This window comes from Mycobacterium sp. HM-7 (assembly GCF_053852335.1).
Map to the genome: position 1 here is coordinate 3,215,550 of NZ_CM132657.1, position 22,416 is coordinate 3,237,965.

Annotated in this window: 20 protein-coding genes; 9 read left to right on the plus strand and 11 right to left on the minus strand. The window is 65.0% G+C overall.

Annotated features, from left to right (window positions below):
• Window positions 1–2 precede the first annotated feature (2 nt).
• Both ACWW1C_RS15530 and ACWW1C_RS15535 read right to left on the minus strand, forming a co-directional pair.
• A complete protein-coding gene (locus ACWW1C_RS15530; protein ID WP_455979218.1) occupies window positions 3–1,175 on the minus strand; it encodes a damage-control phosphatase ARMT1 family protein in 1,173 nt (390 codons plus the stop codon).
• A gap of 17 nt (window positions 1,176–1,192) precedes the next feature.
• Entirely contained in the window at window positions 1,193–1,444 is a 252-nt protein-coding gene (locus ACWW1C_RS15535) for a DUF3297 family protein (RefSeq protein ID WP_455979219.1), read from the minus strand.
• Window positions 1,445–1,821: 377 nt separating this feature from the next.
• On the opposite strand from ACWW1C_RS15535, the gene ACWW1C_RS15540 reads away from it, so the two are divergent.
• Window positions 1,822–2,055: a hypothetical protein gene (locus ACWW1C_RS15540; RefSeq protein ID WP_455979220.1), complete on the plus strand. Its 234-nt coding sequence runs from the start codon at window positions 1,822–1,824 to the stop codon at window positions 2,053–2,055.
• Window positions 2,056–2,094: 39 nt separating this feature from the next.
• Here ACWW1C_RS15540 and ACWW1C_RS15545 read toward each other — a convergent pair whose 3' ends face one another.
• Complete coding sequence (locus tag ACWW1C_RS15545; protein WP_455979221.1) at window positions 2,095–2,913, minus strand: HpcH/HpaI aldolase/citrate lyase family protein; 819 nt, start codon at window positions 2,911–2,913, stop codon at window positions 2,095–2,097.
• Window positions 2,914–3,155: 242 nt separating this feature from the next.
• Here ACWW1C_RS15545 and ACWW1C_RS15550 point away from each other — a divergent pair, with 242 nt between their 5' ends.
• The gene (locus ACWW1C_RS15550; protein ID WP_455979222.1) at window positions 3,156–5,342 is read left to right on the plus strand and encodes a molybdopterin-dependent oxidoreductase; all 2,187 of its coding nucleotides are present in this window, start codon (window positions 3,156–3,158) and stop codon (window positions 5,340–5,342) included.
• Between the two features lie 212 nt (window positions 5,343–5,554).
• Here the strand turns inward: ACWW1C_RS15550 and ACWW1C_RS15555 are convergent, their stop codons facing one another.
• From ACWW1C_RS15555 to ACWW1C_RS15575, 5 genes are all read right to left on the minus strand, one after another.
• Entirely contained in the window at window positions 5,555–6,151 is a 597-nt protein-coding gene (locus ACWW1C_RS15555; protein WP_455979223.1) for a TetR/AcrR family transcriptional regulator, read from the minus strand.
• A gap of 7 nt (window positions 6,152–6,158) precedes the next feature.
• Window positions 6,159–6,848, minus strand: coding sequence for a transporter (locus ACWW1C_RS15560; RefSeq protein ID WP_455979224.1), 690 nt, complete (start codon window positions 6,846–6,848; stop codon window positions 6,159–6,161).
• Window positions 6,849–6,863: 15 nt separating this feature from the next.
• Entirely contained in the window at window positions 6,864–8,150 is a 1,287-nt protein-coding gene (locus ACWW1C_RS15565) for an NAD(P)/FAD-dependent oxidoreductase (RefSeq protein WP_455979225.1), read from the minus strand.
• The gene (locus ACWW1C_RS15570; protein ID WP_455979226.1) at window positions 8,147–9,463 is read right to left on the minus strand and encodes a saccharopine dehydrogenase family protein; all 1,317 of its coding nucleotides are present in this window, start codon (window positions 9,461–9,463) and stop codon (window positions 8,147–8,149) included. Before ACWW1C_RS15570 ends, ACWW1C_RS15565 begins: the two co-directional genes overlap by 4 nt.
• Window positions 9,464–9,636: 173 nt before the next feature.
• A complete protein-coding gene (locus ACWW1C_RS15575) occupies window positions 9,637–10,893 on the minus strand; it encodes a PucR family transcriptional regulator (protein WP_455979227.1) in 1,257 nt (418 codons plus the stop codon).
• A gap of 122 nt (window positions 10,894–11,015) precedes the next feature.
• Here ACWW1C_RS15575 and ACWW1C_RS15580 point away from each other — a divergent pair, with 122 nt between their 5' ends.
• From ACWW1C_RS15580 to ACWW1C_RS15590, 3 genes are read left to right on the plus strand one after another with little or no spacing between them, the layout of a single operon-like run.
• On the plus strand, window positions 11,016–12,521 hold the full coding sequence (locus ACWW1C_RS15580) for a flavin-containing monooxygenase (protein WP_455979228.1): 1,506 nt from the start codon (window positions 11,016–11,018) through the stop codon (window positions 12,519–12,521).
• Window positions 12,522–12,532: 11 nt separating this feature from the next.
• Window positions 12,533–13,462, plus strand: a complete 930-nt coding sequence (locus ACWW1C_RS15585) for an alpha/beta hydrolase (RefSeq protein WP_455979229.1) — start codon at window positions 12,533–12,535, stop codon at window positions 13,460–13,462.
• Window positions 13,463–13,475: 13 nt separating this feature from the next.
• Window positions 13,476–14,582 (plus strand): NDMA-dependent alcohol dehydrogenase, encoded by a 1,107-nt coding sequence (locus ACWW1C_RS15590; protein ID WP_455979230.1) that lies wholly within the window; start codon window positions 13,476–13,478, stop codon window positions 14,580–14,582.
• A 28-nt stretch (window positions 14,583–14,610) separates the two neighbouring features.
• Here ACWW1C_RS15590 and ACWW1C_RS15595 read toward each other — a convergent pair whose 3' ends face one another.
• Complete coding sequence (locus ACWW1C_RS15595) at window positions 14,611–15,477, minus strand: SDR family oxidoreductase (RefSeq protein ID WP_455979231.1); 867 nt, start codon at window positions 15,475–15,477, stop codon at window positions 14,611–14,613.
• A 174-nt stretch (window positions 15,478–15,651) separates the two neighbouring features.
• On the opposite strand from ACWW1C_RS15595, the gene ACWW1C_RS15600 reads away from it, so the two are divergent.
• Together ACWW1C_RS15600 and ACWW1C_RS15605 are read left to right on the plus strand one after the other, a co-directional pair.
• Entirely contained in the window at window positions 15,652–16,245 is a 594-nt protein-coding gene (locus ACWW1C_RS15600; RefSeq protein WP_455979232.1) for a TetR/AcrR family transcriptional regulator, read from the plus strand.
• A gap of 345 nt (window positions 16,246–16,590) precedes the next feature.
• Window positions 16,591–18,207, plus strand: a complete 1,617-nt coding sequence (locus tag ACWW1C_RS15605; RefSeq protein WP_455979233.1) for an AMP-binding protein — start codon at window positions 16,591–16,593, stop codon at window positions 18,205–18,207.
• A 63-nt stretch (window positions 18,208–18,270) separates the two neighbouring features.
• Here ACWW1C_RS15605 and ACWW1C_RS15610 read toward each other — a convergent pair whose 3' ends face one another.
• A complete protein-coding gene (locus ACWW1C_RS15610) occupies window positions 18,271–19,419 on the minus strand; it encodes a LuxR C-terminal-related transcriptional regulator (protein ID WP_455979234.1) in 1,149 nt (382 codons plus the stop codon).
• Between the two features lie 178 nt (window positions 19,420–19,597).
• Here ACWW1C_RS15610 and ACWW1C_RS15615 point away from each other — a divergent pair, with 178 nt between their 5' ends.
• Window positions 19,598–20,368 (plus strand): enoyl-CoA hydratase/isomerase family protein, encoded by a 771-nt coding sequence (locus ACWW1C_RS15615; RefSeq protein WP_455979235.1) that lies wholly within the window; start codon window positions 19,598–19,600, stop codon window positions 20,366–20,368.
• A gap of 54 nt (window positions 20,369–20,422) precedes the next feature.
• Window positions 20,423–21,571 (plus strand): thiolase family protein, encoded by a 1,149-nt coding sequence (locus ACWW1C_RS15620; RefSeq protein ID WP_455979236.1) that lies wholly within the window; start codon window positions 20,423–20,425, stop codon window positions 21,569–21,571.
• Between the two features lie 89 nt (window positions 21,572–21,660).
• Here ACWW1C_RS15620 and ACWW1C_RS15625 read toward each other — a convergent pair whose 3' ends face one another.
• On the minus strand, window positions 21,661–22,416 hold the full coding sequence (locus ACWW1C_RS15625) for a 3-hydroxyacyl-CoA dehydrogenase (protein WP_455979237.1): 756 nt from the start codon (window positions 22,414–22,416) through the stop codon (window positions 21,661–21,663).

Consider the following 22,416-nt stretch of genomic DNA (forward strand, 5'->3'; position numbering starts at 1 on the left):
CTCTAGGTGCGGACTTGGATCAACGCGTACCCGCCACTGGTCCGCCAACCCTGTCCGCTGGCATCGAGTTCTGCGAGCTGCTGGGACGTCAGGCCCACGACGACTTCCGATTTCAGCGTCCGCAGGGCCGTGACCGGAGACGGAAAATAGTCGACGGTTTCGTCGAACGGTGTTGTGGCGGGCCAGTATCGGTCTCCGACGAGGCGCCGGTAGTTGAGGTCGCCTTTCATCACCGTCATCGTGGCGGTCGCGAACTCCGCAGCCAGGTCGTCAGGCATGTCGTGGAACGCCAGTGGCGCACAGAAGAACTTGTGTGTGCGCACCTTGAGTCGGCCAGTGCGCACGGCGTCCCAGAGTCGGTCGCCGATGCCGCCGATCTGTGGACGTGGGTCGGCCCTCACGCGCCGGATGACCGCCAGTACGTCGGCCATGGTCGCATCCGAGACGTAGTAGGGGTACGGCTTGACGTACAGCACGATCTCGGCCGCCAAGCGCCGACTGAGCAGACTGTCGGCCAGGACGAGATCCGCCAGCAATTCGCGTCCGGCGTTGTCGGCGACAACGCAGACGATCGGGTTGTCCTGCGACCTCAGAGCAGACCACAGCAGCGCGCTGTCGTCGACGAGGATGCCCTCCGACCGGGCTTCTGCGGCGCCTGCGTTCCGTTGGAGTTGGAAGCTGAGGTCCGCGCGGTTACCCCAGAGTGCGGCGACCAGCAGCGCCTCGTGCTGCCGGTCCTCCGGGCCGTCGGCCAAGTCGGCGAACGCCCCCAGTTCCTGGTCGGCTTCTGGTCCCGTCAACTCGGCGTTCTTGACCGGCGCGAACGGGTCGATTCCCGACCAGGAGCCCGCCCCGAAGTAGCCGACAGCCTCGAGCACTCGCCGGTAGAAATAGCTTTCGCTCCAGAGGAACGGCACCTCACCCCACGGCCGTCCGTACTTCTGTTCGCCCCAGGCGAGCCAATCCGCGCAGTCATGAGCCGTCTCGGGCAGCGGCTCGATGACGCCAGTGGTGCTCTCGGCGAGAAGCTGTTGCAGCTTCGCCTCTTCGGTCGAGGTGTACGGCGAAGAGTCGAGGACCTGACGAATCAGCTTTGGGTGCCGGCCATGGAACACATCCCATTCGAAGGAGCCAGGCACCGCTGCGGTGATCGTCGGCGCCGCAGAGGTATCCACGGAGGTTCCGCTAGTTGCTAGGTGCGGAAATAGGGTTCAACCGTGCCGGTGAGCTTGACGACCATCGGGTTTCCGCGGCGGTCCTTGGCGGTAGGGACTTCGACACGCACCCAGCCCTCGGCGACGTCGTATTCGACCACGTTGGTCTTCTCGGCTTCGTTGAAGCGGATACCCACGCCACGGATGAGCGCCTCTTCGTCATAGAAGGGGCTGCGCGGATCGATGGAGAGGTGATTCGGGGGAACGTCGGTGTTCTGATCCTGAGACATGATGGCTTTCGTCGAGTGCTGCGTGGGTTCTTGGCTGCAATTCTCTAGGAACGTACGCGACCCGGTGGTAGCGGGTTCCGTGTAGGTCGTGGCGGGGGGCGCTACCGAAGCGCTCAGCTGATCGTGCGGCACACCCCGCCGCGGCGAAACCTAGTGGTGGCGTGGGCAATTGCCCGCTAGCGGCGTGCACAACATGCCCATCTACCTCATGCGTCACACCGGTCTCGGAAGTCCACCGGGACGGCTGTTCGCCTGCGCACATAACGATGCCAGCGCTCGAGAAGTCGGCCTACCATCGACATTTATAGGCCTGGTGAGGGCAACCCACCGGTGCCGCGCGACAGATCAAACCTCATGACAGAAGGAGGGATGGGCTGATGAAAATCGCACTGGCAACTGCCGCCGCCGCGCTCGCGTTCAGTCCCATCGGCGTAGCCCACGCCACACCAGGACAGTGCATCAACACCCCCTGGGGCGGATTCTGCGACGGGCAACCCGACAACAACGGCATCTTCAACCATTGCGAAGGTGCAATGGGCTTCAGCAACTGTTACTACGTCCGCGCCGTACCCACGGACGTCGACCCGCGTGGATGGGTGCCACTGACCTGACGCGGCGCTCCCCCCTGCCTCGACTGCGGCAGGCGGCGTTCAGTCCGGTATCAGCTTGAGTTGACGCGCCTTCTCCAGAATGATCCGGGCGCGGTTCAATCGAGGTAAGTCGCTGCCGTCCTTGGGTTTTCCGCCGCGGGCATTGAACTGCTCGACGAACTCGCGCGCCCAGCTGATGTCGGATTCGGATGGGCTCAGCCCGGCGTTGATGGTCTCGGCGTCGGACGAACGCAGCGCGAGCTTGCCCGTCATACCCATCTGACGGGTGAGCGCCACGCCCTCGGCCAGCTGATCGGGATCGCGGGTCGGCCCGTCGATCGGCCCTGGGATGTGCGCCGCGCGCGACGCGATGACCAGCTGGGAACGGCTGTAGGCGAGAGCCAACGGGTCCTGCTCCACCCCGATGTCCAGCGTGTAGTCATTGACGCCGAACGCGATGCGAAAGCACGGTCGCGCGGCAGCGATGTCATGCACGCGCGCCAGCCCGCGCGCGGTCTCGATCAACGCGATCACCGGCGACTCACCACCGAGGCGATTCGCGGTATCCCACATGTGATTACCGCCCTCCGTCTTGGCCAGCACGACGCCCTTCAGGCCGTGACACTCGGCCAGGGCACGACAGTCGGCGGACCAGAAATCACTCGACGCGTCGTTGACCCGGACCCACGCCCGGGCCCCGGAGTTCAGGAATTCGATGACTCGATCACGGGCCCCCTCCTTCTCGTCGGGAGCGACCGCGTCTTCGAGATCCAGAATCACCTCGTCGGAACTCGTGGTCGATAGCAGTGCCCCGAGATCAGGCTCGCGGGACGGATTGACGAGGAGCCAGGAGCGCGAAACCTGCGAGTTCACGGTCATGGCGCCAGGCTAGACGTTCTGAGTACGCCGCACCCGCTGGAAAAGCTGCGCGTCCGCTGGCGGAGGACGGGACGTCGCAGGCGACACCGGGTAGGTGTTCTCCCCCGAGGTTCCACCGAGTTCGGTCGCCTTTTCGGCGACGTGGACGTTTACGGCGGACTAACGTTCGGCAGGCTCTGGCCTGGAGTGCACCGTCGAGGCTAGTCTGGTCACGCACGTGACCAGAACGTCTTGGAGGCCTGATGACAGCCCTTGACATGCCCATGCCCGGAGTACGCGGCAGTGCGGACGAAACGGCAAGCGCCACGCACGTCAGCCAGTGCACGCTGTGCGAGGCGCACTGCGGCATCCATGTCACGGTCACCGGCGGCAAGGTCAGCCGCATCGAGGGCAATCCCGACGACGTCTTCTCGAAGGGCTACATCTGTCCGAAAGCCACGGCCATGGGAGCCCTCCACCACGATCCGGACAGGTTGCGCACCCCGATGCGCCGGGTAGGTGACAGCTTCGAGCCGGTCGGCTGGGACGAGGCGTTCACCGAGATCGGAGCCCGGCTGCGTCGCATCCGCAGCGAGCACGGATCACGATCGCTCGGGATGTACCTGGGGAACCCGGCAGCGCACAGTTCCGGCGCGTTCTACGGCCTGATGCTGCGGGCGGCCTTGCTCACGCCCAACTTCTTCTCGGCGTCCACGATCGACCAGATGCCTCACGAGTACGCGGCGTGGCGGGTTTTCGGCTCCAACGTGCTGGTGCCGATCACCGACATCGACCGCACCCAGCGGCTGGTGATCATCGGCGCCAATCCCGCGGTGTCGAACGGTTCGTTGTCGATCATGCCGGGCGCCAAACGCCGAATCAAAGCGATCCGCGAGCGCGGCGGGAAAGTCGTCGTCATCGACCCGCGCCGGACCGAGACCGCCCGGATGGCCGATCAGCATGTGTCGGTGCGTCCCGCCGGGGACGTGTACCTACTACTGGGCATGCTGCACGTGCTGCTCAACGAAAGCCTCTGCGACACAGCTACTCTCGACCAGTTGGCGACCGGCCGACAGGATCTTGTCAACTTGGTCGCCGACGCCACCCCGGAGGCCGTCGCGCAGCGCGCCGGTGTGGACGCCGAGACGATTCGCACCCTGGCCCGCGAGCACGCGGCCGCTGAATCGGCGGCCATCTACGCCCGGATCGGGATCTGCCAGCAGCAGACAGGAACCCTGGTGAGCTGGCTGGTCATGGTGCTCAACACCGTCACCGGCAACTTGGACCGTGCCGGCGGCACCATGTTCTCCACCCCGATCATCGACCTGCCGCGGGTGGCCAAACATGTCCCGGTCGGACACGGAGCGTGGACCGACCGGTCCGGCCGCTACAAGTCCTTCCGCGCCGAGCTGCCCGCCGTCGCGATGGCCGACGAAATCCTGACCCCCGGCGACGGCCAGATCCGGGCCATGATCACCTACGCCGGCAATCCCGTGTCCTCGATCCCCCAGAAGGGCCGACTGGCCCAGGCGCTGGCATCGCTGGATCTGTATGTGGCGGTGGACATGTACGTCACCGAGACCACCCGGCACGCGGACTTCATCCTGCCGCCGGTGTCGCCGCTGGAGCGCGAAGACGTCGGATTGCTGACCACGATCTTCAGCGTGCGCAACAACATTCGCTATCAACACCGGTCCTTCGACCCGCCCGCCGGTGCGCTGGAGGACTGGGAGATTCTCAGTCGCCTGACCTTCGAGCTGCTCCCGGCTCCGCTGCGGCAGCTGACCGCACCGCTCCGCAGCCCGCTGATCCAGTTCGCCAACCCATTGCGGATGGCCTCAGTTGCGCTGGCGACGGGACCCTACGGCCGAATCCGCAAGGGCCGCAAGGGAAAGACGATGAACGACCTACGCTCCAGCGCAGGTGGCCTCGACCTGGGCCCGCTCGAACCGCGGCTGGACAAGGTGATCGCCACCGACGACCGCAAGGTTGCGCTAGCGCCTGCCGAGTTCCTCGCAGCCGCCCGCCGGCTGCTCGACACTGCCGCCGAGGAGTCCGACCGCGAGTTCGATTTGCAGCTCATCGGGCGGCGGCAGTTGCGCAGCAACAACTCGTGGCTGCACAACGTGCCATCGATGACCAGCGGGTCCAACAAATGCACGGTGCTGATGCATCCAGCCGATGCCAATGCTCGCCGACTCGCCCAAGGCGACATGGTTCAGGTCACCTCTGCCGTCGGGTCCATCGAGCTGCCGCTGGACATCAGCGACGACATCCGGTCAGGCACCGTCGCAGTGCCCCATGGCTGGGGCCACACGAACACCGGCTGGCGCCATGCCAACACCCTGCCCGGCGCGAATGTGAATGACCTGCATGATCCGGCACTGGTCGATTCGTTCACCGGGACAGCGGCGGTCAACAACACCTGGGTCCACGTCAGCGCCTGCTGACCTGGCCTTAGCCGGCCGCTGCTGATGCCGGTTTGACCGCTAACGGTGCATAAACGGGCGTGGCACCTGCTCAACAGGCCCTGCGTGGCGTGATGCATACGCGCCGGCGAGGATGAGCTACACCGCCGCATTCTCCGGACCCAGCACGTAGCTTGCAAAAGGCCAGCTCAGCGTTACATCGTTACGTCAGATCTGGAGTTTGACGCGCATGACTACCGCGGTCCGTATAGCGCTGCCATCCAAATGTTGTACAACACCTCGACGACGACATCGGGGTCCGGGTAGGGCTCAGCCGAAAAGGACTGTGTCAGATAGCGTTCGTCCATCCACACCAGGGCCCGCGCGGTTTCCGTCACGTCCAGGTCGGCCTTGATCCGCCCGTCCGCCTGATCATCGGCGATACGCTTGGCGGTGGCGTCGATGAACTGCTGAATCAGTTGTGCGTAGGCGGCTTCGACCTTCTCATCGGAGCCCGCCGCATCCGACAGCGCGCGTAAGACGCGTCCGTGCTGCGAGTAGACCTCGGTCAGTCCCTTGAAGGCCGACCGGGCGTCGTTGACCAGATCGGTTCCCACGAGCCACCGGTCGACCATCTCTCCGATCTCCATCCCGAGATGCTCGACGACGCGCAAGGCGAGGTCATGACGGTCGCGGAAGTGTACGTAGAACGCCGGCCTTTTGAGTCCGGTGCGGCTCATCACCGCGTCGACCGTCATCTCGCGAAATGGCCGCTCCCGCAAGAACTCCTCCGCGGCCACGAGGATCTCGCGTTCGGACTCCTTGGGATCGTGCTTGGGACGCCTGCTCATCGTGTCCCTAGTTCATCACAACCGCTCGGCGGTGGTTGTCCATCGCCCGGTATGCGTAGTAGTAGACCGTCAGCTGCACCGCCCAGGTCGTCAGCGCCGCGGTGTAGAAGATGGTCCGGTTCGCGTCGTCGCCAGGTACCGAATAGAAGTCATACGTCACCGCGATGACGGCCCCCATGGCCGTGGCGAGGGCGACGAGCACCGCGTGCTTCGGCTCGCCGATGCGCCACAGCCGCGTCGCGAAGTAGATCAGGAAGACGGTGGTGAGGACGTTCGCCGCGACGAGGAACACGGCGCCGGCCAGCCCGATGTGGTGCGTGGTGGGTGATGCCGTCCGCAGAGCGTAGAACGTCAGGCCAAGGCCGACCACACCGGCAAGCGCGAAGACGCCGATGTCGACGGCGCGTGACGGCTTGTATCCGTGGGTCACGGCCATCAGGCCCAGTACCAGGATCAAGGTGATCCCGACCGATCTGGAGAACGCGTCGAAGAAGATCGCGACGTGGAAGCTCGGGCTGTTCTGGCTGAGCCTTAGCAGTCCGTAGACCAGAAAGTTGACCCCGGAGGTTGCGACGATGATCCACTCGAGGCCCAGCAGGTAGTTCTGATGATTGCGAATGAACTTCCAGCCGAAGGTGAAGCCGGCGAAGATCATGAACAGATCAGCGAGGGCAAACAACGTGCCGATGATTTCCATGTTCTGGTCCTCTGCCTAGATCCGGGCCAGGCGGTCGAGAACCCGGTCACCGAACCAACCGAGGGTCAGCGCCGGTTGGTTGACGAAGCTGGGCCAGAATCGGCCGTCATGCCAGATGGCCTTGAGGTCGTCCGGCATGCGGGCGCCGGACAATCTGTCGGCGAGCATGCTGCCGACGTACTGGGCCTGGGCGAAGCCATGTCCGTTGCATGCCAACGAATACAGGACATTCGGCGCTGCCTCCCCCGCGACCGGCAGCCAGGTGGAGCTCATGCCGATCCAGCCGCCCCAGGCACGTTGCGGCGCAACGTCGCTCAGGCCGGGGAACCGCTCACGGAAGCCGCGCACCAGGTCGTCGACGACGGGTGCGGACGGGGTCCGCGCCGCGAGCGCCCCCCGGGAGGTCTCGAGTCGCCGGGTGCCGAAAACGATGGTGTTCCTAGGTGTTACGCGGTAGCTCTCCAGGATCATGTGTGCCGTCACCATGGGTGCGCGACTGGTCCACCCGATGGCGTCCAGGCGCTCCGGGGAGACGGGCTCGGTCTCCACGAGGGACGTCCACACCGGCGACACCAGCCGGCGCGGCGTGATCGCGAGGTCCTTGCCGTAGGCGTTGGTGGTCAGCAGCGCCTGTTTGGCGCGCACCCGCCCGGCGGCGGTTTCGATGGTCACGCCGGCGGCAGTGGCACTGACGCCACGCACCTGGGTGCGTTCGAAAACCCTTGCCCCCGATGCCAGCACCGCGTCGCGCAGGCCGACCACATACTTCCCCGGGTTCAGTGTCCCACCGATGCCTTCGCGCATACCGCCGAGGAATCCGTCGGGCAGCCCTGCCCCGGGCCCTTCGACGAACTCGGCCGACGACCCCGCCTCGGCCATGATCTTCGCATTCCGCCGGGCTTTGCGCAGCTGCCCCTTGGACACCGCCGCCTGCACGATGCCGACCTTTTCGAAGTCGCAGTCGATGCCCCGGCTCGCTATGGCGTCCTGCGTGAATTCGACTGCAGACTCGGCGAACTGGAACAGCGCGCGGACCTTCTCCCGCCGGAACAACAGCGCCAGCAGGGCGGGGTCGGCGGCGATGGAGTTGGTCACGTAACCCGCATTCCGCGAACTCGCGCCCCAACCGCAGGTCTGCGCTTCGAGCAGCACGACGTCGGCGCCCGATTCGGCCAGACGCAGCGCGGCGGTCATCCCGCCGACGCCGCCCCCGACGACCGCGACGTCGCACGTCACCTCGCCTGCGAGCGGAGGTTCGGCGACCGGCCCACCGGCCCAACCGGTTTCGGTCAACAGGTTCATGCCGAGACCGCCTTCCTGGAGGTCACCGCGGTGCTCGGCGTGACGACCGCCTCGACCACCTGGTGCAGCGATGCTCCTCCAGTAGCCGCCAGCGCGTTGTAGAAGGTTTCGGGATCCGCCCAGTCCTCCGGCGCCAGTACGCCGGAATGTTCGGCCTGTCCGGGCTGGTGATCCAGGGCCAGCAGCATGAAGGCCGCGGTGGCCGAGCCGGTGAGCGACGCCATGGTGGTCCAGGGGGTTCCGGGACCACTCACCGGTGCCCGCCGCACCGACACCACCGGATGCCCGTCGCGGGTGCCGGTCACCCGCACATAGTTGGTGCCCCGGAACGGAGGGTGCTTCTTGGCCGCCGATGCGGCCATGAACTTCAGCACCTCGACCGCCCCGATCTCGCCGCGACGGATCGTGCCCCAGAGCCCCGACAACGCGTGCCGCCACACCTTGAGCGAGCCGTTCTTGTCGGTCAGCAGGTCGTTGACGAAGTCGATGGCCTCGTCCATGGTGATCTTGTTGTCCTGCACGGCTATTGCGACGCCGCGCATGATGCCATTGGTGGGCGGCGGGTCGAGCGCACCCAGAACGCGAATCCGATCCGCTCCGGGCCAGCGCCGCGGCAGCGTCACCGCCTCCGGGTGCGCGCACTCGTAGAACCGGTAGGCGTCGCCCAATGAGTTGCCGACATCGAACACGTCGGTCTCCAAGAACGTCTGATGTTGAACGGCGCGCCCGTTCTCCCAGGTCCAGCACGGGCCGGCGAAGCCCCGGATGGCGTGGTCGAGCACCGCACGCCCGAACGGCACCGGCCCCTCATCGCCGGTCACCCAGCAGATGTCAACGCGCTCAACAACATCCATATCGCGCGCCGCGTCCGCGGTCATCACATTGGTGTATCCGGGTGAGGCACCACAGCAGATGAAGATCGGCACGCCGGCGGCCCTGGCCCGGGCATCTAGCGCAAGCGCCGCCCGCGTGCTCGCCTCGTCGTCGTCTAGGTCGAGATAGGCCACCCGCTTCTCGATGCACGCCTCCATGACCGGCTCGGCGGTGCGGTTGTACGGCCCCGCCCCGAGCACGACGAGGTCGGCGCCGTCGATCGCGTTGCGCAGCGCGATGCCGTCGAACAGGTCGAACGAGCCGACCCTCGCCGAGCCGGCCGGCAGCTTCGCGGCGAAGTCGTGCAGGAGTTCTGGCCGGATGTCGTAGAGCTCGAGTGTCCAGTCGCCGTCGTCGGCAGCCTTGACGAAACGTTCGATGGCGACGCGGCACATCTCACCCGCCGCCCCGATGAAAACAATTCTCTTTGCCGTGGTCATGGCACCAGCTTGCGCTCATAATTACTTTATGTCAATGACACTGTGTAATTACCGTTGGGCGCGCACCGCCCTGCCGAGTCCGCGAACCTGTCCAGGTAATAACGCGATCGGGGCCCGACCGGCGCGCCCTTAGGAAATCTTGTTTCGATGTTGCGATACCGACGCCTGATCGCTCAGCTGCCGGTCCGCGCTCCGATCAGCACGCGGGGACCAAGTTGGTGTGCCAGTTCCAGGGCGAGTTCCACGGCGAGCCGCCGTTCGCCAGGCTGGTAGCCGAACAGTTCGGTGGTCCGGGCCACCCGCTGCAGGACGGTGTTGCGGTGGGTGTGCAGCCGGGTGGCGGCCCGAGGCGCGTTCTCGGCCTCATCGAGGAACACCCGCAGAGTGTCACGCAGCCGGGCCGCGGCCGGGGTGTCCTCGGCGAGCGGTCCCAGCGTCGCCGCGACGAATTCGGCTGCGCGGTCGGTGTTCTGGGCGGCCAGCGCGGTGACCTCGAGATCACGGAACAATGCCACGCGCGCGCCACCGGGGTGCCCGGCGAGCAGACTCTGGATCGACAACGCGGCCTCGTGAGAGCGGCGAAAACCGGTGACGCCCGGCCGCGTCGGACCCACGGCAACGCGAATATGGTTCCGCGCCTGACTGATCGCGTCAGATAGGGCATTGACCGCCGGCTCGGAGCTGCTGCCGAGCCACGCCCACAACGTCGACGGGCCGACGGACAACGTCAGCGGCGGGCGGGTGCCCGCGGCGCGGGCCAGCATCGCCGCGGCGGATTCGAGCGCACCCTGGACGTCGCCGTGCGGTGGCGTCCACAGGACCAGCGCGGTATGGCGCTGGCGGAGGTCGTAGCCCAGGCGTTCGCCGGCCCGGCCCGCGTCGATGACGGCGCCGTCGAGGATGAGCCGGATGGTCTCGGCGCGTCGGGCGATGGCCCCGCCGAGCACCTCCTCGCGTTCACGTTGCGCTGCGGCGATAACGTTGGCGATTACGTGGTCGACGTACTCGAACATGCGCCCCGACGCGACTTCCAGCAATTCGATCAACAGCGGGCCTGACGGCACGAGTTGCGTGGCGTGCGCCATGTAGCGCCGCCACGCGACGTTCTGGCCGCGCCGGTACGACTGGAAGATCACGTCGAGGTCCATGCCGCGTCGGGCCACCGTGCGGGCAATGTCGAGGGCCTCCGGCGGGACGTCGATGGGCGCCATCTTGGCGTCGCGTCGGGCGTACATCGACAGCAGCCGGGCGGCGTTGGCGCGGTTACTGGCCGAGGTGTCCGCCAAGACGGCGGCGTCTGAGGCGGCGGCAGGGGTAAGCGCGACCTCGGCGGCATCCATCTCGGCGACCAGGTCGTCGATTTCGGCCAGCATCAGCTCGGCGACGTCGCCCATGAGATTGATGACCTCAGGCGAAGGTGTCTCGGCCATCCACGAAGTATGCCCCCGCACATATCGGCGGTCGAGTAGTGGGCCATCGCACCTGTTTTGCGGCTCGCGGCGTCCTTAGCGTGATTGCCATCACAAACCATCCACTCGTCGGGAGCCGCACCGTGCCGAACTCCGTAGTCACCTCAACCTCACGGCCAGACACGCGGGACGTCGACGTGTTGATCATCGGTGCCGGCATCTCCGGCATCGGCGCGGCGTACCACCTGAAGGCGAACCGCCCGGGTACGTCGTTCCTGATCATCGAGGGGCGGGACGGTATCGGTGGCACCTGGAGCCTGCACAAGTACCCCGGCATCCGCTCGGACTCCGACATGCCTACCTTCGGCTTCGGATTCAAGCCGTGGACACACCGCAAGTCGATCGCCGACGGCCACATCATCCTCGACTACTTACAGGAGGCCGTCGACGAGAACGGCATCGGCGAGCACATCCACTTCGGCCGGCAGGTGCAGAACGCGAACTTCGATTCCGACACCGGACGCTGGACCGTCACCACTACCCAGGGCGATGACGAGACGACGTTCACCGGCCGCTTCCTGTTCCTCGGTACCGGGTACTACGACTATGAGAAGCCGTTCATCCCGGACTTCCCGGGCAAGGCGGATTTCGCGGGTCAGGTGATCCATCCGCAGCTGTGGCCGCAGGATCTGGACTACAGCGGCAAGAAGGTCGTCGTGATCGGCAGTGGCGCAACGGCGGTCACGCTGATCCCGTCGATGGCGGATAACGCCGGCCACATCACGATGCTGCAGCGCTCGCCGAGCTACGTGCTGTCGGTGCCGGCGGCCGACCCGATCACCAACGCGCTCAACAAAGTGCTGGGTCACGAGCGCGCCTTCCCGATCGTGCGGCGCAAGAACATCGCGACCGCCCGCGGGCTGTACAAGCTGTGCCGGAAATACCCGACGGTGATGCGAAAGCTGCTGATCGCCAACGTCGCCCGTCAGCTGCCCAAGGGCTTCGATGTCGACACCCACTTCACGCCGCGCTACAACCCGTGGGAGCAGCGCCTGGCGATGGTGCCCGACGGCGACTTGTTCAAGGCGGTCAAGGCCGGCAAGGCGTCGGTGGTCACCGACCAGATCGAGCGCTTCACCGAGCGCGGCATCCTGCTGCAGTCCGGGCAGGAGCTGGAGGCTGACATCATCGTCACGGCAACGGGTTTGAACATGTCACTGTTCGGCAAGATCGCGCTGAGCGTCGACGGTCAGGCGCTCAACATGCCGGACCACACGGTATACAAGGCCATGATGGTGTCCGGCGTGCCCAACATGGCGTTCGCGATGGGATACACCAACATCGCCTGGACTCTGAAGGTCGACCTGGTCTGCGAGCACTTCTGCCGGATGCTCGACCACATGGACGCCCACGGCCATGATGTCGTCGTCCCGGTGGTCGAGAATCCCGACATGGCACGCGGTCCGCTGATGGATCTGTCGTCCGGCTATGTCCAGCGCGGCATCCAGCAATTCCCTCGCAGTGGCGACAGCGGTTCGTGGCTGGTCAAGCACGCCTACGAGATGGACGCCGAGCGGCTGCGGGGCGGCCCCATCGAAGACCCGGGCCTGCGGTTCTCGTCGGTCAAGACCGTCGCATACGCGTCGTAGGGAGATCATTCATGAAGCAGCTCTACTTCTACAGCCACGGAGTGCGCTGTGCCGCTTGGCATCTGACCGCTACCACCGATTCACTGGCCGGTGAATCCGGCCAGCCGTGCGTCGTGATGGCGCACGGCTTCAGCGGGACGAAGGACACCGCCCTGCTCAGCTTCGCCGAGCCCTTCGCCGACGCCGGACTGGACGTGCTGGTGTTCGACTACCGGGGCTTCGGACAGTCCGAAGGCACTCCGCGACAGGACGTTTCGATTCGCCGCCAGCGGCAGGACTACCACGCCGCCATCGCCGCGGCGCGCCATCTGCCCGGGGTCGACCCGGACCGGATCGTACTGTGGGGGACGTCGTACGCCGGCGGCCACGTCATCGCGGTGGCGGCCCGAGACCAGCGCATCGCGGCGGTCATCTCGATGAATCCGGCGGTCGACGGACTGGCGACGCTGGCCCACCTTGTTCGCACCTGCGGTGCCGGATATCTGGTGCGCTCCGCGGCAAATGCCCTGCGGGATGTGGTTGGCAGTGCCCTGGGGCGGCCCGCGCACATGGTTCCGGTGGTAGGCGGGCCGAACGCGGTGATCGCGACGTCCGGTTCGGCAGAGGCTTGGCTCCCCGTCGCCGGGCCGTCGTGGCGCAACGAAGTTCGAGGTCGGCACGCCGTCGGGGTCGCGGTCAACCGGCCGATCACGAAAGCCGGCAAGCTGACATGCCCGATCCTCGTGCAACCCGGCACCCGTGACCGCGTCGCGCCACCGGCGGCGGCCCGTAAGGCGGCGCGACGCGCGGGTTATTGGGCGCAGCTGCGCGAATACCCCGCAGACCATCTCGACTTCTACAACGGTTCGTGGCAGCAGCGGGTGCTGGCCGATCAGCTCGACTTCCTCAAACGTGATCTGGCACCGGCTCGCGGACACCTACACGAAAACCACTCAGCCTGAAAGGCATCCATTGATGAAGACCACCGCAGCCGTACTGCTGGAGCCCGGCAAGCCCTTCGAGATCATGGAACTCGATCTCGACGGCCCAGGGCCGGGTGAAGTATTGATCAACTACACCGCCGCCGGACTGTGTCACTCCGACCTGCACCTGTCCGACGGTGACCTCCCACCGCGCTATCCCATCGTCGGTGGGCACGAGGGCGCCGGCATCATCGAGGACGTCGGCCCCGGCGTCACCAAGGTCAAGCCGGGTGATCACGTCGTGTGCAGCTTCATTCCGAGCTGCGGCCACTGCCGGTACTGCTCGACCGGCCGGCAGGCCCTCTGTGACATGGGAGCCACGATCCTCGAGGGCTCCATGCCGGACGGCTCGTTCCGATTCCACAAGGACGGCAGAGACTTCGGCGCCATGTGCATGCTGGGAACGTTCGCGAAGAAGGCGACCATCTCGCAGCATTCAGTGGTCAAGGTCGACGACTGGCTGCCGCTGGAGACCGCCGTGTTGGTCGGCTGTGGGGTGCCGACCGGCTGGGGCGCCGCCACTTACGCCGGCAGCGTGCGCCCGGGTGACATCACCGTCGTCTACGGCATCGGCGGCATCGGCATCAACGCAGTCCAGGGCGCCGCGCACGCCGGCGCGAAATACATTGTGGCAGTGGACCCGGTGGCGTTCAAACGTGATACCGCACTGAAATTCGGTGCCACACATGTCTTTGCGAGTGCCGAGGCGGCCGCAGAAAAGATCACCGAACTGTCCTGGGGGCAGGGCGCCGACCAGGCCATCATCTGCGTCGGAACGGTGGACGAGGACGTCGTCACGTCGGCGTTCCACGCCATCGGTAAGGGCGGGACGGTCGTCGTCATCGGTATGGCCAACCCCGAGAAGCTGACGATTCACGTCTCGGGCCTGGAGCTGACCCTGTTCGAGAAGACCATTCGCGGCTCGTTGTTCGGCTCGGCCAACCCGCAGTACGACATCATCAGACTGCTCCGGCTCTACAACGACGGCCAGCTCCAACTCGACGAGCTCGTGACCACGAGATACACACTGGAAGAGGTCAACCAGGGCTACCAGGACCTTCGGGAAGGCAAGAACATTCGCGGAATCATCACGTACTAGACGGGTTGGGGGCCGGCTCCCGCCGCGGTCAGCCGCGTTTCACCGATTGGCCGACGGCCTGATCGCTGACGCGCTGCAGGTAGGCCTGGCGCGCGACTGCGTCGACCGCCTCGACACCTCGGTCGTCCTTGAGCGCCTTGCGCAGAAGGCGGTTGACAGGATGAGGAAGTAGATTCGCCACCGTTACAGCAGTGCCCATCAACCTGGGCACTGCTGTTTCGACTCGCCGGGTGTGCACCGTGTCTACGACCGCCCGCGCGATCGTTTCGGGCTCAACCATGAGACCCCCCTTCGCGGAAATGCCGGACGTGAGCTCCGTCCTGACTCCGCTGGGCAAAATGGTGCTCACGCTCACGCCCGAGTTCTCGACCTCCGCCCGCACAGCGAGGCTGAGCCCGACGACGCCGAATTTACTTGCGTTGTAGACCGCCGCACCCGGCACGTGCGTCTTACCTGCCAGTGAGGCCACGTTGACGACGTGGCCGCGGCCCCGGTGCATCATGCCGGGCAGAACGGCCCTCATCCCATTGATAGGCCCCCACAGGTTCACGTTCAGTGTGGTGGCGCTGACCCGGTCGTCCTCCTCGAGGAAGCGGATCACCGGCATGACACCGGCGTTGTTCACGAAGACGTCGACGGGTCCGAGGTCGCGCTCGACGCTGGAGACGAAGTTGTCGACCGACGCCCGGTCGGTCACGTCGAGCACATACCCCATTGCGCCGACCTCTGCTGCGGTTGCGTCGACGACGGCGCCATCCAAGTCGCCGATCGCCACCTTGGCACCGCGGGCGATGAAAGCCCGCGCAGTTGCGCGGCCGATGCCTCGGGCGCCGCCGGTGATCGCGACGACGGCTCCGTCGAGATCGATTGCGGGATAGTCAGCACGCAGCCTCATGTTGCCTCCATTGATGTCACTTTGTCAGAAAACTATGCCACTATGACACCCGGGTCAAGAGTCCCGGGCGATTCGGAGAGGCGCGCCGATGACACCCACCGCACCGGCTCCGCGGCTGCGTATGCCACGCTGGTGGCAGGCTTGCTAGACGACGGGAGAATTGCTCTGTCGACCGTGAGTGCGACCTCGACGAGTGGTCGCAAGGCGTCCACCGACGACCTGTTCGACGCTGCGCGCGCCGAGTTCATCCGATACGGCTTCCGGCGCACGAGCATGGACGACATCGCGCGTCGAGCCGGCGTCTCCAGCCGGACGATCTACCGGCGACTCGGCGATAAGGATGAGATCGTTCGCGCGGTGGTCACCCGCGAGGTCGCCAACTTCTTGGATATGAGTGTCGCCGTGGTCGGACGCCTCGCCAAACCCGAAGAACGCCTGGTGGCATGCGTAACGTTGTCGACCTCCGAGTGGCTGCGGAACGACCTGGCGCAGGCTGCCCTCGTGCATGAAAGCGAGTTCTTACTGACGCTGATCCAGGACGACGAGATGTTCGAACACCTTGTACAAGCGTTCGCGATGGTTCTCGCGGGAGACGATATGCCCCTCGACAACGCGGCCGAGGCCGCCGAACTCATCCTGCGGGCCTTGGCAACGTTGATGACTTCGCCGTCATCCCGACTGCCGATCGGCACGCCGGAACAGTCGCGGGTGATCGCAGAAACGTACTTTGTCCCGATCCTTCAAGCTGCACGAGGCCGGCGCGCCTAGCACCCAGCGACCGACCATGGGTTCCATCCAACCGCGCTGTCCGACCCGCCAGACCTTCTATGCCTTTCGTCCAGCAGTTCCCCACATACCTTGAAGTCGGTACGCGACCTTGCTGAGCTGAGTCTGATGAACGCGAGCACGAACCATTCGACCACCTCACGCCTCGGTGACATCGGATCGGTTTGTGATTGACGTTCGCGCTTCGCGGCGCCGCCGACCGCACCGACCGATACACGGGGATAGCCCACGCGCCGTGACGTGGGTGCGCCGGCGTCGAACATCCCTGCACGACCCCAAGGTTCCCGACAACACCAGCGCCGTGCACGACGGCGGGATCGGCTGCAAGTGACGACTCAGTTGGACATCGCTTCCCTGCACGAAGCGCTTTCGCAGGAATTCGCCGACGATCCATGCATCATCGCCGACCGAATCTGGACGTGGTCGCAAACCACCGACCGCACCCGAAGACTAGCTGCCCTGTTGCGTGCCAACGGTATTGGTAGCACCCGTCCACCGGTGTCGTGTCCACCGTGGACAACCGGCCAAGACCACTTGGGCATCTTGATGTACAACTCCACTGAGTACTTGGAGTCTCTGCTAGGCGCCTACAAAGCCTCAACCGTACCGTTCAACATCAACTATCGGTATACGGCCGACGAACTCACTTACCTCCTGCTCGATGCCAAACCCAAGGCACTCATCTACGGGGGTACGTTCGCACCGATACTCGCTGAGGTGTTACCAACACTGCCCCATCGCCCATTCCTGATTCAGGTCGGCGGTGAGCTGCTCAACGGGGCGGTCGATTACGCGTCAGCGCTCGAATCAACCGCCCCCGAGGCATTCGACCCGTCGCCGGACGATCGCAGTCTGCTGTACACGGGCGGAACCACGGGCAAGCCCAAAGGTGTCATCTGGCGCAGTGGCGACATGGTCAGCGGTCCATTCGGAATCCGCGGAAAAGACGGATCACCGATGGATTTGGCTGGTGCAGTGGCACGGGCGAGGCGCCTCCGCGGCAGAGTTCTCCCTGCTCCACCGCTGATGCACGGGGCAGGCATGGCAGTGGCGATGGGCGGCTGGCTAGGCGGCGCGACAGTCGTCATCCAACCGGAGCCAGAGCGCTTCAATGCCCGAGTGTTGGTGGACACCCTTGCACACCAACAAGTTACGTCACTGTGCATAGTCGGCGACGCGTTCGCTGCGCCGATCTTGTCCGATCTGGAAGAGCGGCAACTGGCTCTGCCCGATCTACGCTTGATAGTTAGTGCCGGCGCCGCACTGCGGCCACAGCTCAAGGACCGACTGCGCGAACTGCTCCCCCAGACACGCGTCACCGACTTGGTCGCGTCTTCCGAGGGGATGGTCGGGAGCAAAGACACCACAAATGGCAGTCGGATCGACTCGCGCCGTGGAGCTGTGGTGCTGTCCGAAGACCGGACCCGTCTGCTGGCACCCGGCGCAGACGAGGTCGGCTGGTTGGCGTCAAGCGGGCCGATCCCTCTGGGCTATCTCGACGACCCCGAGAAAACTGCGCAGACCTTTGTCACCTTAGACGGCAACAGGTACTCCGTTCCCGGCGATCGCGCGCGACTGCTCACTGACGGCAGCGCCGAGTTCCTTGGCAGAGATGCGACGACGATCAACACCGGTGGTGAGAAGGTCTACGCCGACGAGGTCGAAGCTGTCGTTCGGTCGTTGCCCGGAGTACTTGACGCCGTGGTTGTCGGTCGGCAAAGCGAGGTCTGGGGCCAGGAGGTCGTTGCCCTGGTACACGTCACAGATGACGCGGTCATAGACGAGTTCGGATCTCTGTGCCGGGTGACCCTTGCTGGCTACAAAGTGCCTAAGCAGTTCATCCCGGTCGACACCGTGCGCAGGCACGCCAACGGCAAACCTGATTATTCGTGGGCCACAGCAGCGACTGCTTCCGCCGGCGCACGCACAAAGGTCGAAGACTAGGCCGTCAAAATCAGGCTACAAGATGGCTGACACCGAGATTCTCTGCCGTACTGGGTGAAGTAGTCAGCTTCGCCCATGCAACATACGTGTGTATTGCGAGACGGCCTCAGCTCGATTGGCAGCCTTCAGCTTTCGGAGGATCTGGCCGACGTGGGCTTTGACTGTGCCCTCCGAGACAATGAGGCGATCGGCGATCTGGCGGTTTGTGTCCCCGTGTGCCATCAGTTCGATGATCTCGATCTCGCGGCGCGTGAGGAGGTCGTGGATCGCTGACAACGGCGCGGCGAAGCTGGCCACGCGTGGCACCTTGCTGGTGGAGATCTCGCCTCCGTAGGCGCTGATAATCTGGAGGTCGGCCTCACGCAATTGTTCGAGGACGGCGTCTGTAGAGCGCATCAGTTCCCTCATCCGCTCGCCGTGTTCGTAGAGTCGCTCCACCAGGATGGTGCGCTCGAGTGCGTATCCGTAGCCTTCGGCGAAGGCCCATAGGATGTCGCGGTCCACGATGTCGACCGTGGATCCGTGTGACGCGTGCAAGAAGCCGATGACACGGCCTTCGGGCATGATGGGTGCCGCGACGTAGGACGGTGCACCGGCCATCCGCAGGTGTTCAGTGGTGACGCGTGGATCGTTGTAGGCGTCGTGCACGATCAGAGCCGAGCGGCGGCGGATCATTTCTGACTCGATCAGACTAGCGTTCAGATACACCGGCAGGCTATTGAGCATCGTGTCTTTGAATGTCGTTTCCCAGTCCGGGTTTTCGGCGTGGAAACCGCTGACTGGTATTACCCGTCCACCTTCGTCGACCCTCATCAAGGTGGCGATCTTGAACCCGCACTCATCGCACAATGCGCGCGGTGCGCGGGCCATCATTTCCTCTGTCGAGCGCACTGCACGCAGCTTGCCCAGTGCCAGCTGCACATTGCTCAATCCGTTGAGTCGGCGGTCTAGGGTGCCCGCGACCATCTGCCCATGGATCTCGGAGAGCTCGAACGCCAACAGCGCGAGGACGCCTACGTCTACGGTCCCCGACCGACTGGAGAGAATGTCGCGTAGTCGATGAAGGGCCTCATCAACGAGCTGCTCGACCAGCGAGTCCTCCAAGTCACCGTCTGGTAGCTCAACCGATCCGCTCATGGCGACGTGGGCGGCTTTGACAACGGCAATCGCCTTGCCTCGTCGCTCTTCTGCATTCATCACGGTGTCTTTCATGATCGCCACAGTTCATTAAACGACCTCGGAGGGTCGACTTGGTAGGACGGCCTGGTTATAGCCAATATGCCGAATCACCTCTGACGTCCGGCCAGACCTAGGCACCGCACCTTGTCACGGTGTTCCTCGCGTGATGCCCTGGGAGCACCGAATCGGATACGCGAATGGATCAAACATAATGGCGAGCACCGAGGTGCTGTTGGACCGCCCCTGCGACGGCGTGGCGGTGATTACGTTCAACCGCCCAGAACAGATGAATGCTGTTCGCCCATCGACAGTTTCGGCTTTCATCGACGTTATCTCGTCGGTGTCTGAAGATATCGGGACCCGCGCAGTCATCTTGACCGGAGCCGGCCGCGGGTTCTGCTCAGGTATGGACCTGTCCGCCCGAGCGGAATTCCCCCCTCAGGACATTCCTCAGGCGACCGAATGGATGCGCGAACTCTTCAAAGGCGCCGTCGCATGGAGTGAGCTTCCGCAACCCACCATCGCGGCCATCAACGGTCCTGCGATCGGCGGCGGATTTGGATTCGCGCTGGCCAGCGACATCCGGATTGCCTCGCCGCAGGCCCGATTCGCCGCTACGTTCGTCAAGATCGCGATGGGGCCCGACGCGGGACTGTCTCACACTCTGCCCCGTGTGGTTGGGCACGCCAAGGCACTTGAACTCCTCCTCACCGCAGAGACCGTGGACGCCGACGAGGCGCTAGAGCTAGGCATTGTCTCTCAGGTGAGCGACGATCCGATTGCAGCTGCGATCACGCTCGCGCAGCGGTTCGCCGCAGTGCCCGACCATGTCAGTCGCAGAATCAAGGCCACCCTTCGGCAGTCGGCATCGGCGGATCTGCCAACCGCAATATCCGAGATCGAGGCGCCGGCTCAGGCCGAGCACTACTGTCACCCAGAGTTTTTCGCCAATGCTGGGCGTTGGCTCGACGCCCACGCCTAACGACGTAGGCCCGCATACGGCGGGATCAAACCCAGGAATCGAAGGAGTTTTCGTATGGCTGAAGCTGTCATCGTCGAGGCGGTCCGGTCGCCCATCGGGAAGCGCAACGGCGCCCTGTCGGGTGTACACCCGGCCGAACTCTCGGCCCAGGTGCTCAATGCCCTGGTGCAGCGCGCCGGCGTCGACCCCGCCCTCGTCGACGACGTGATCTGGGGCTGTGTCAGCCAGGCCGGCGAGCAGGCGGTCGACATTGCCCGCAATGCGGTGCTGACCGCCGGCTGGCCCGAGACCGTCCCTGGCGTCACCGTCGACCGCCAATGTGGGTCGAGCCAGCAGTCGGTGCACTTCGCCGCCGCCGGTGTGGTCGCCGGCCACTACGACGTCGTCGTCGCCGGTGGCGTCGAATCGATGTCGCGCACCCCGATGGGTTCCTCGCTCGCCAACGGTGGACACCCCTACCCGGAGCCCTTCCTCGCCCGTTATGACCACAAGACCCCCAGCCAGGGCACCGGCGCCGAGATGATGGCCGAGAAGTGGGGCCTGTCCCGCACCCAGCTCGACGAGTTCTCGTTGCGGTCGCACGAAAAGGCCGCTGCCGCACAGGATGCGGGCGCCTTCAAGGACCAGATCGTGGCCATCAAGGACCAGGACGGCAATATCGTGTCCGAGGACGGCGGCATCCGCCGCGGTGGCACCGTCGAGTCCATGGCCGCGATCAAGCCGGCCTTCAAGGAAGACGGCGTCATCCACGCCGGCAACTCGTCGCAGATTTCCGACGGCTCGGCCGCGCTGCTGATCATGTCCGCGGAGAAGGCAAAAGAGTTGGGGCTCAAGCCCCTTGCTCGCCTGCACACGGGTGTCCTGGCCGGTGCCGACCCGGTGATGATGCTCAGCGCCCCGATCCCCGCCACGCAGAAGGCGCTGGCCAAGTCCGGCCTGAGTGTCGGCGACATCGGCGTGTTCGAGGTCAACGAGGCCTTCGCCCCCGTTCCGATGGCGTGGCTCAAGGACATCGGCGCCGACGAGAGCCGGCTGAACCCGAACGGCGGCGCCATCGCCCTCGGACACCCGCTCGGTGGTTCCGGTGCGCGCATCATGACCACACTGCTGCACCACATGCGGGACAACAACATTCAGTACGGTTTCCAGACCATGTGTGAGGGCGGCGGCCAGGCCAACGCCACCATCCTCGAGCTGCTATAGCCGCCGGGGCTAATCGACTCGCGCGACAATACCCAGACAAGCGACGGCGGGTGGCCGGGAAGCCCAGCCACCCGCCGTCGCAAATGTGCCTATCGGGGCGCCATCCGAATGGCGCCATCGAGGCGAATGACTTCGCCGTTGAGCATCGGGTTCTCAACGATGTGCACGGCCAGCGCACCATACTCGTCGGGGTCACCGAGCCTACTGGGGTGCGGTACTTGCGCACCGAGAGATGCCTGGGCCTCACTGGGCAAGGACGCGAGCATGGGTGTCATGAAGATACCCGGCGCAATGGTGCAAACTCGGATCAGGCTGCGCGACAAGTCACGGGCAATCGGCAGCGTCATGCCCACGACACCGCCCTTGGACGCCGAGTATGCCGCCTGGCCGATCTGTCCATCAAAGGCGGCGACCGACGCCGTGTTGATGATGACTCCGCGCTCCTCACCGTTGACCGGTTCGGTCTTGGCAATGCGTTCAGCCGCCAGTCTGATTACGTTGAACGTGCCAATGAGGTTGATCTCGACAACTTTACGGAAATCGGCAAGTGGAAACGGACCCGCTTGGGCCAAGGTCTTGATGGCATTGGCGACGCCGGCGCAGTTGACGTTGATGCGTACGGGCCCGAGCGTTTCCGCAACATCCAGCGCCCGGTTGACATCGTCCTCATCGGTGACGTTGGCCGCGACGAACTTTGCCCGCTCCCCCAGATCGGACACGACCTGCTCACCCTTGAGGTCAATAACAACGACGCTTGCCCCCGCCGCCAGCAATCGTTTGGTTGTCGCGAGGCCGAGTCCCGACGCCCCACCCGTGACTACAGCCACCGAGTCCCTGATTTCCAT

Bases quoted from the DNA above. Each gene is read 5' to 3' on its own strand.
- ACWW1C_RS15535 (WP_455979219.1), bottom strand. From the start codon at position 1,444: ATGTCTCAGGATCAGAACACCGACGTTCCCCCGAATCACCTCTCCATC.
- ACWW1C_RS15620 (WP_455979236.1), top strand. From the start codon at position 20,423: ATGGCTGAAGCTGTCATCGTCGAGGCGGTCCGGTCGCCCATCGGGAAG.
- ACWW1C_RS15570 (WP_455979226.1), bottom strand. From the start codon at position 9,463: ATGACCACGGCAAAGAGAATTGTTTTCATCGGGGCGGCGGGTGAGATG.
- ACWW1C_RS15560 (WP_455979224.1), bottom strand. From the start codon at position 6,848: ATGGAAATCATCGGCACGTTGTTTGCCCTCGCTGATCTGTTCATGATC.
- ACWW1C_RS15540 (WP_455979220.1), top strand. From the start codon at position 1,822: ATGAAAATCGCACTGGCAACTGCCGCCGCCGCGCTCGCGTTCAGTCCC.
- ACWW1C_RS15610 (WP_455979234.1), bottom strand. From the start codon at position 19,419: ATGAAAGACACCGTGATGAATGCAGAAGAGCGACGAGGCAAGGCGATT.
- ACWW1C_RS15590 (WP_455979230.1), top strand. From the start codon at position 13,476: ATGAAGACCACCGCAGCCGTACTGCTGGAGCCCGGCAAGCCCTTCGAG.
- ACWW1C_RS15585 (WP_455979229.1), top strand. From the start codon at position 12,533: ATGAAGCAGCTCTACTTCTACAGCCACGGAGTGCGCTGTGCCGCTTGG.
- ACWW1C_RS15595 (WP_455979231.1), bottom strand. From the start codon at position 15,477: ATGAGGCTGCGTGCTGACTATCCCGCAATCGATCTCGACGGAGCCGTC.
- ACWW1C_RS15625 (WP_455979237.1), bottom strand. From the start codon at position 22,416: ATGGAAATCAGGGACTCGGTGGCTGTAGTCACGGGTGGGGCGTCGGGA.
- ACWW1C_RS15555 (WP_455979223.1), bottom strand. From the start codon at position 6,151: ATGAGCAGGCGTCCCAAGCACGATCCCAAGGAGTCCGAACGCGAGATC.
- ACWW1C_RS15545 (WP_455979221.1), bottom strand. From the start codon at position 2,913: ATGACCGTGAACTCGCAGGTTTCGCGCTCCTGGCTCCTCGTCAATCCG.
- ACWW1C_RS15575 (WP_455979227.1), bottom strand. From the start codon at position 10,893: ATGGCCGAGACACCTTCGCCTGAGGTCATCAATCTCATGGGCGACGTC.
- ACWW1C_RS15550 (WP_455979222.1), top strand. From the start codon at position 3,156: ATGACAGCCCTTGACATGCCCATGCCCGGAGTACGCGGCAGTGCGGAC.
- ACWW1C_RS15565 (WP_455979225.1), bottom strand. From the start codon at position 8,150: ATGAACCTGTTGACCGAAACCGGTTGGGCCGGTGGGCCGGTCGCCGAA.
- ACWW1C_RS15615 (WP_455979235.1), top strand. From the start codon at position 19,598: ATGGCGAGCACCGAGGTGCTGTTGGACCGCCCCTGCGACGGCGTGGCG.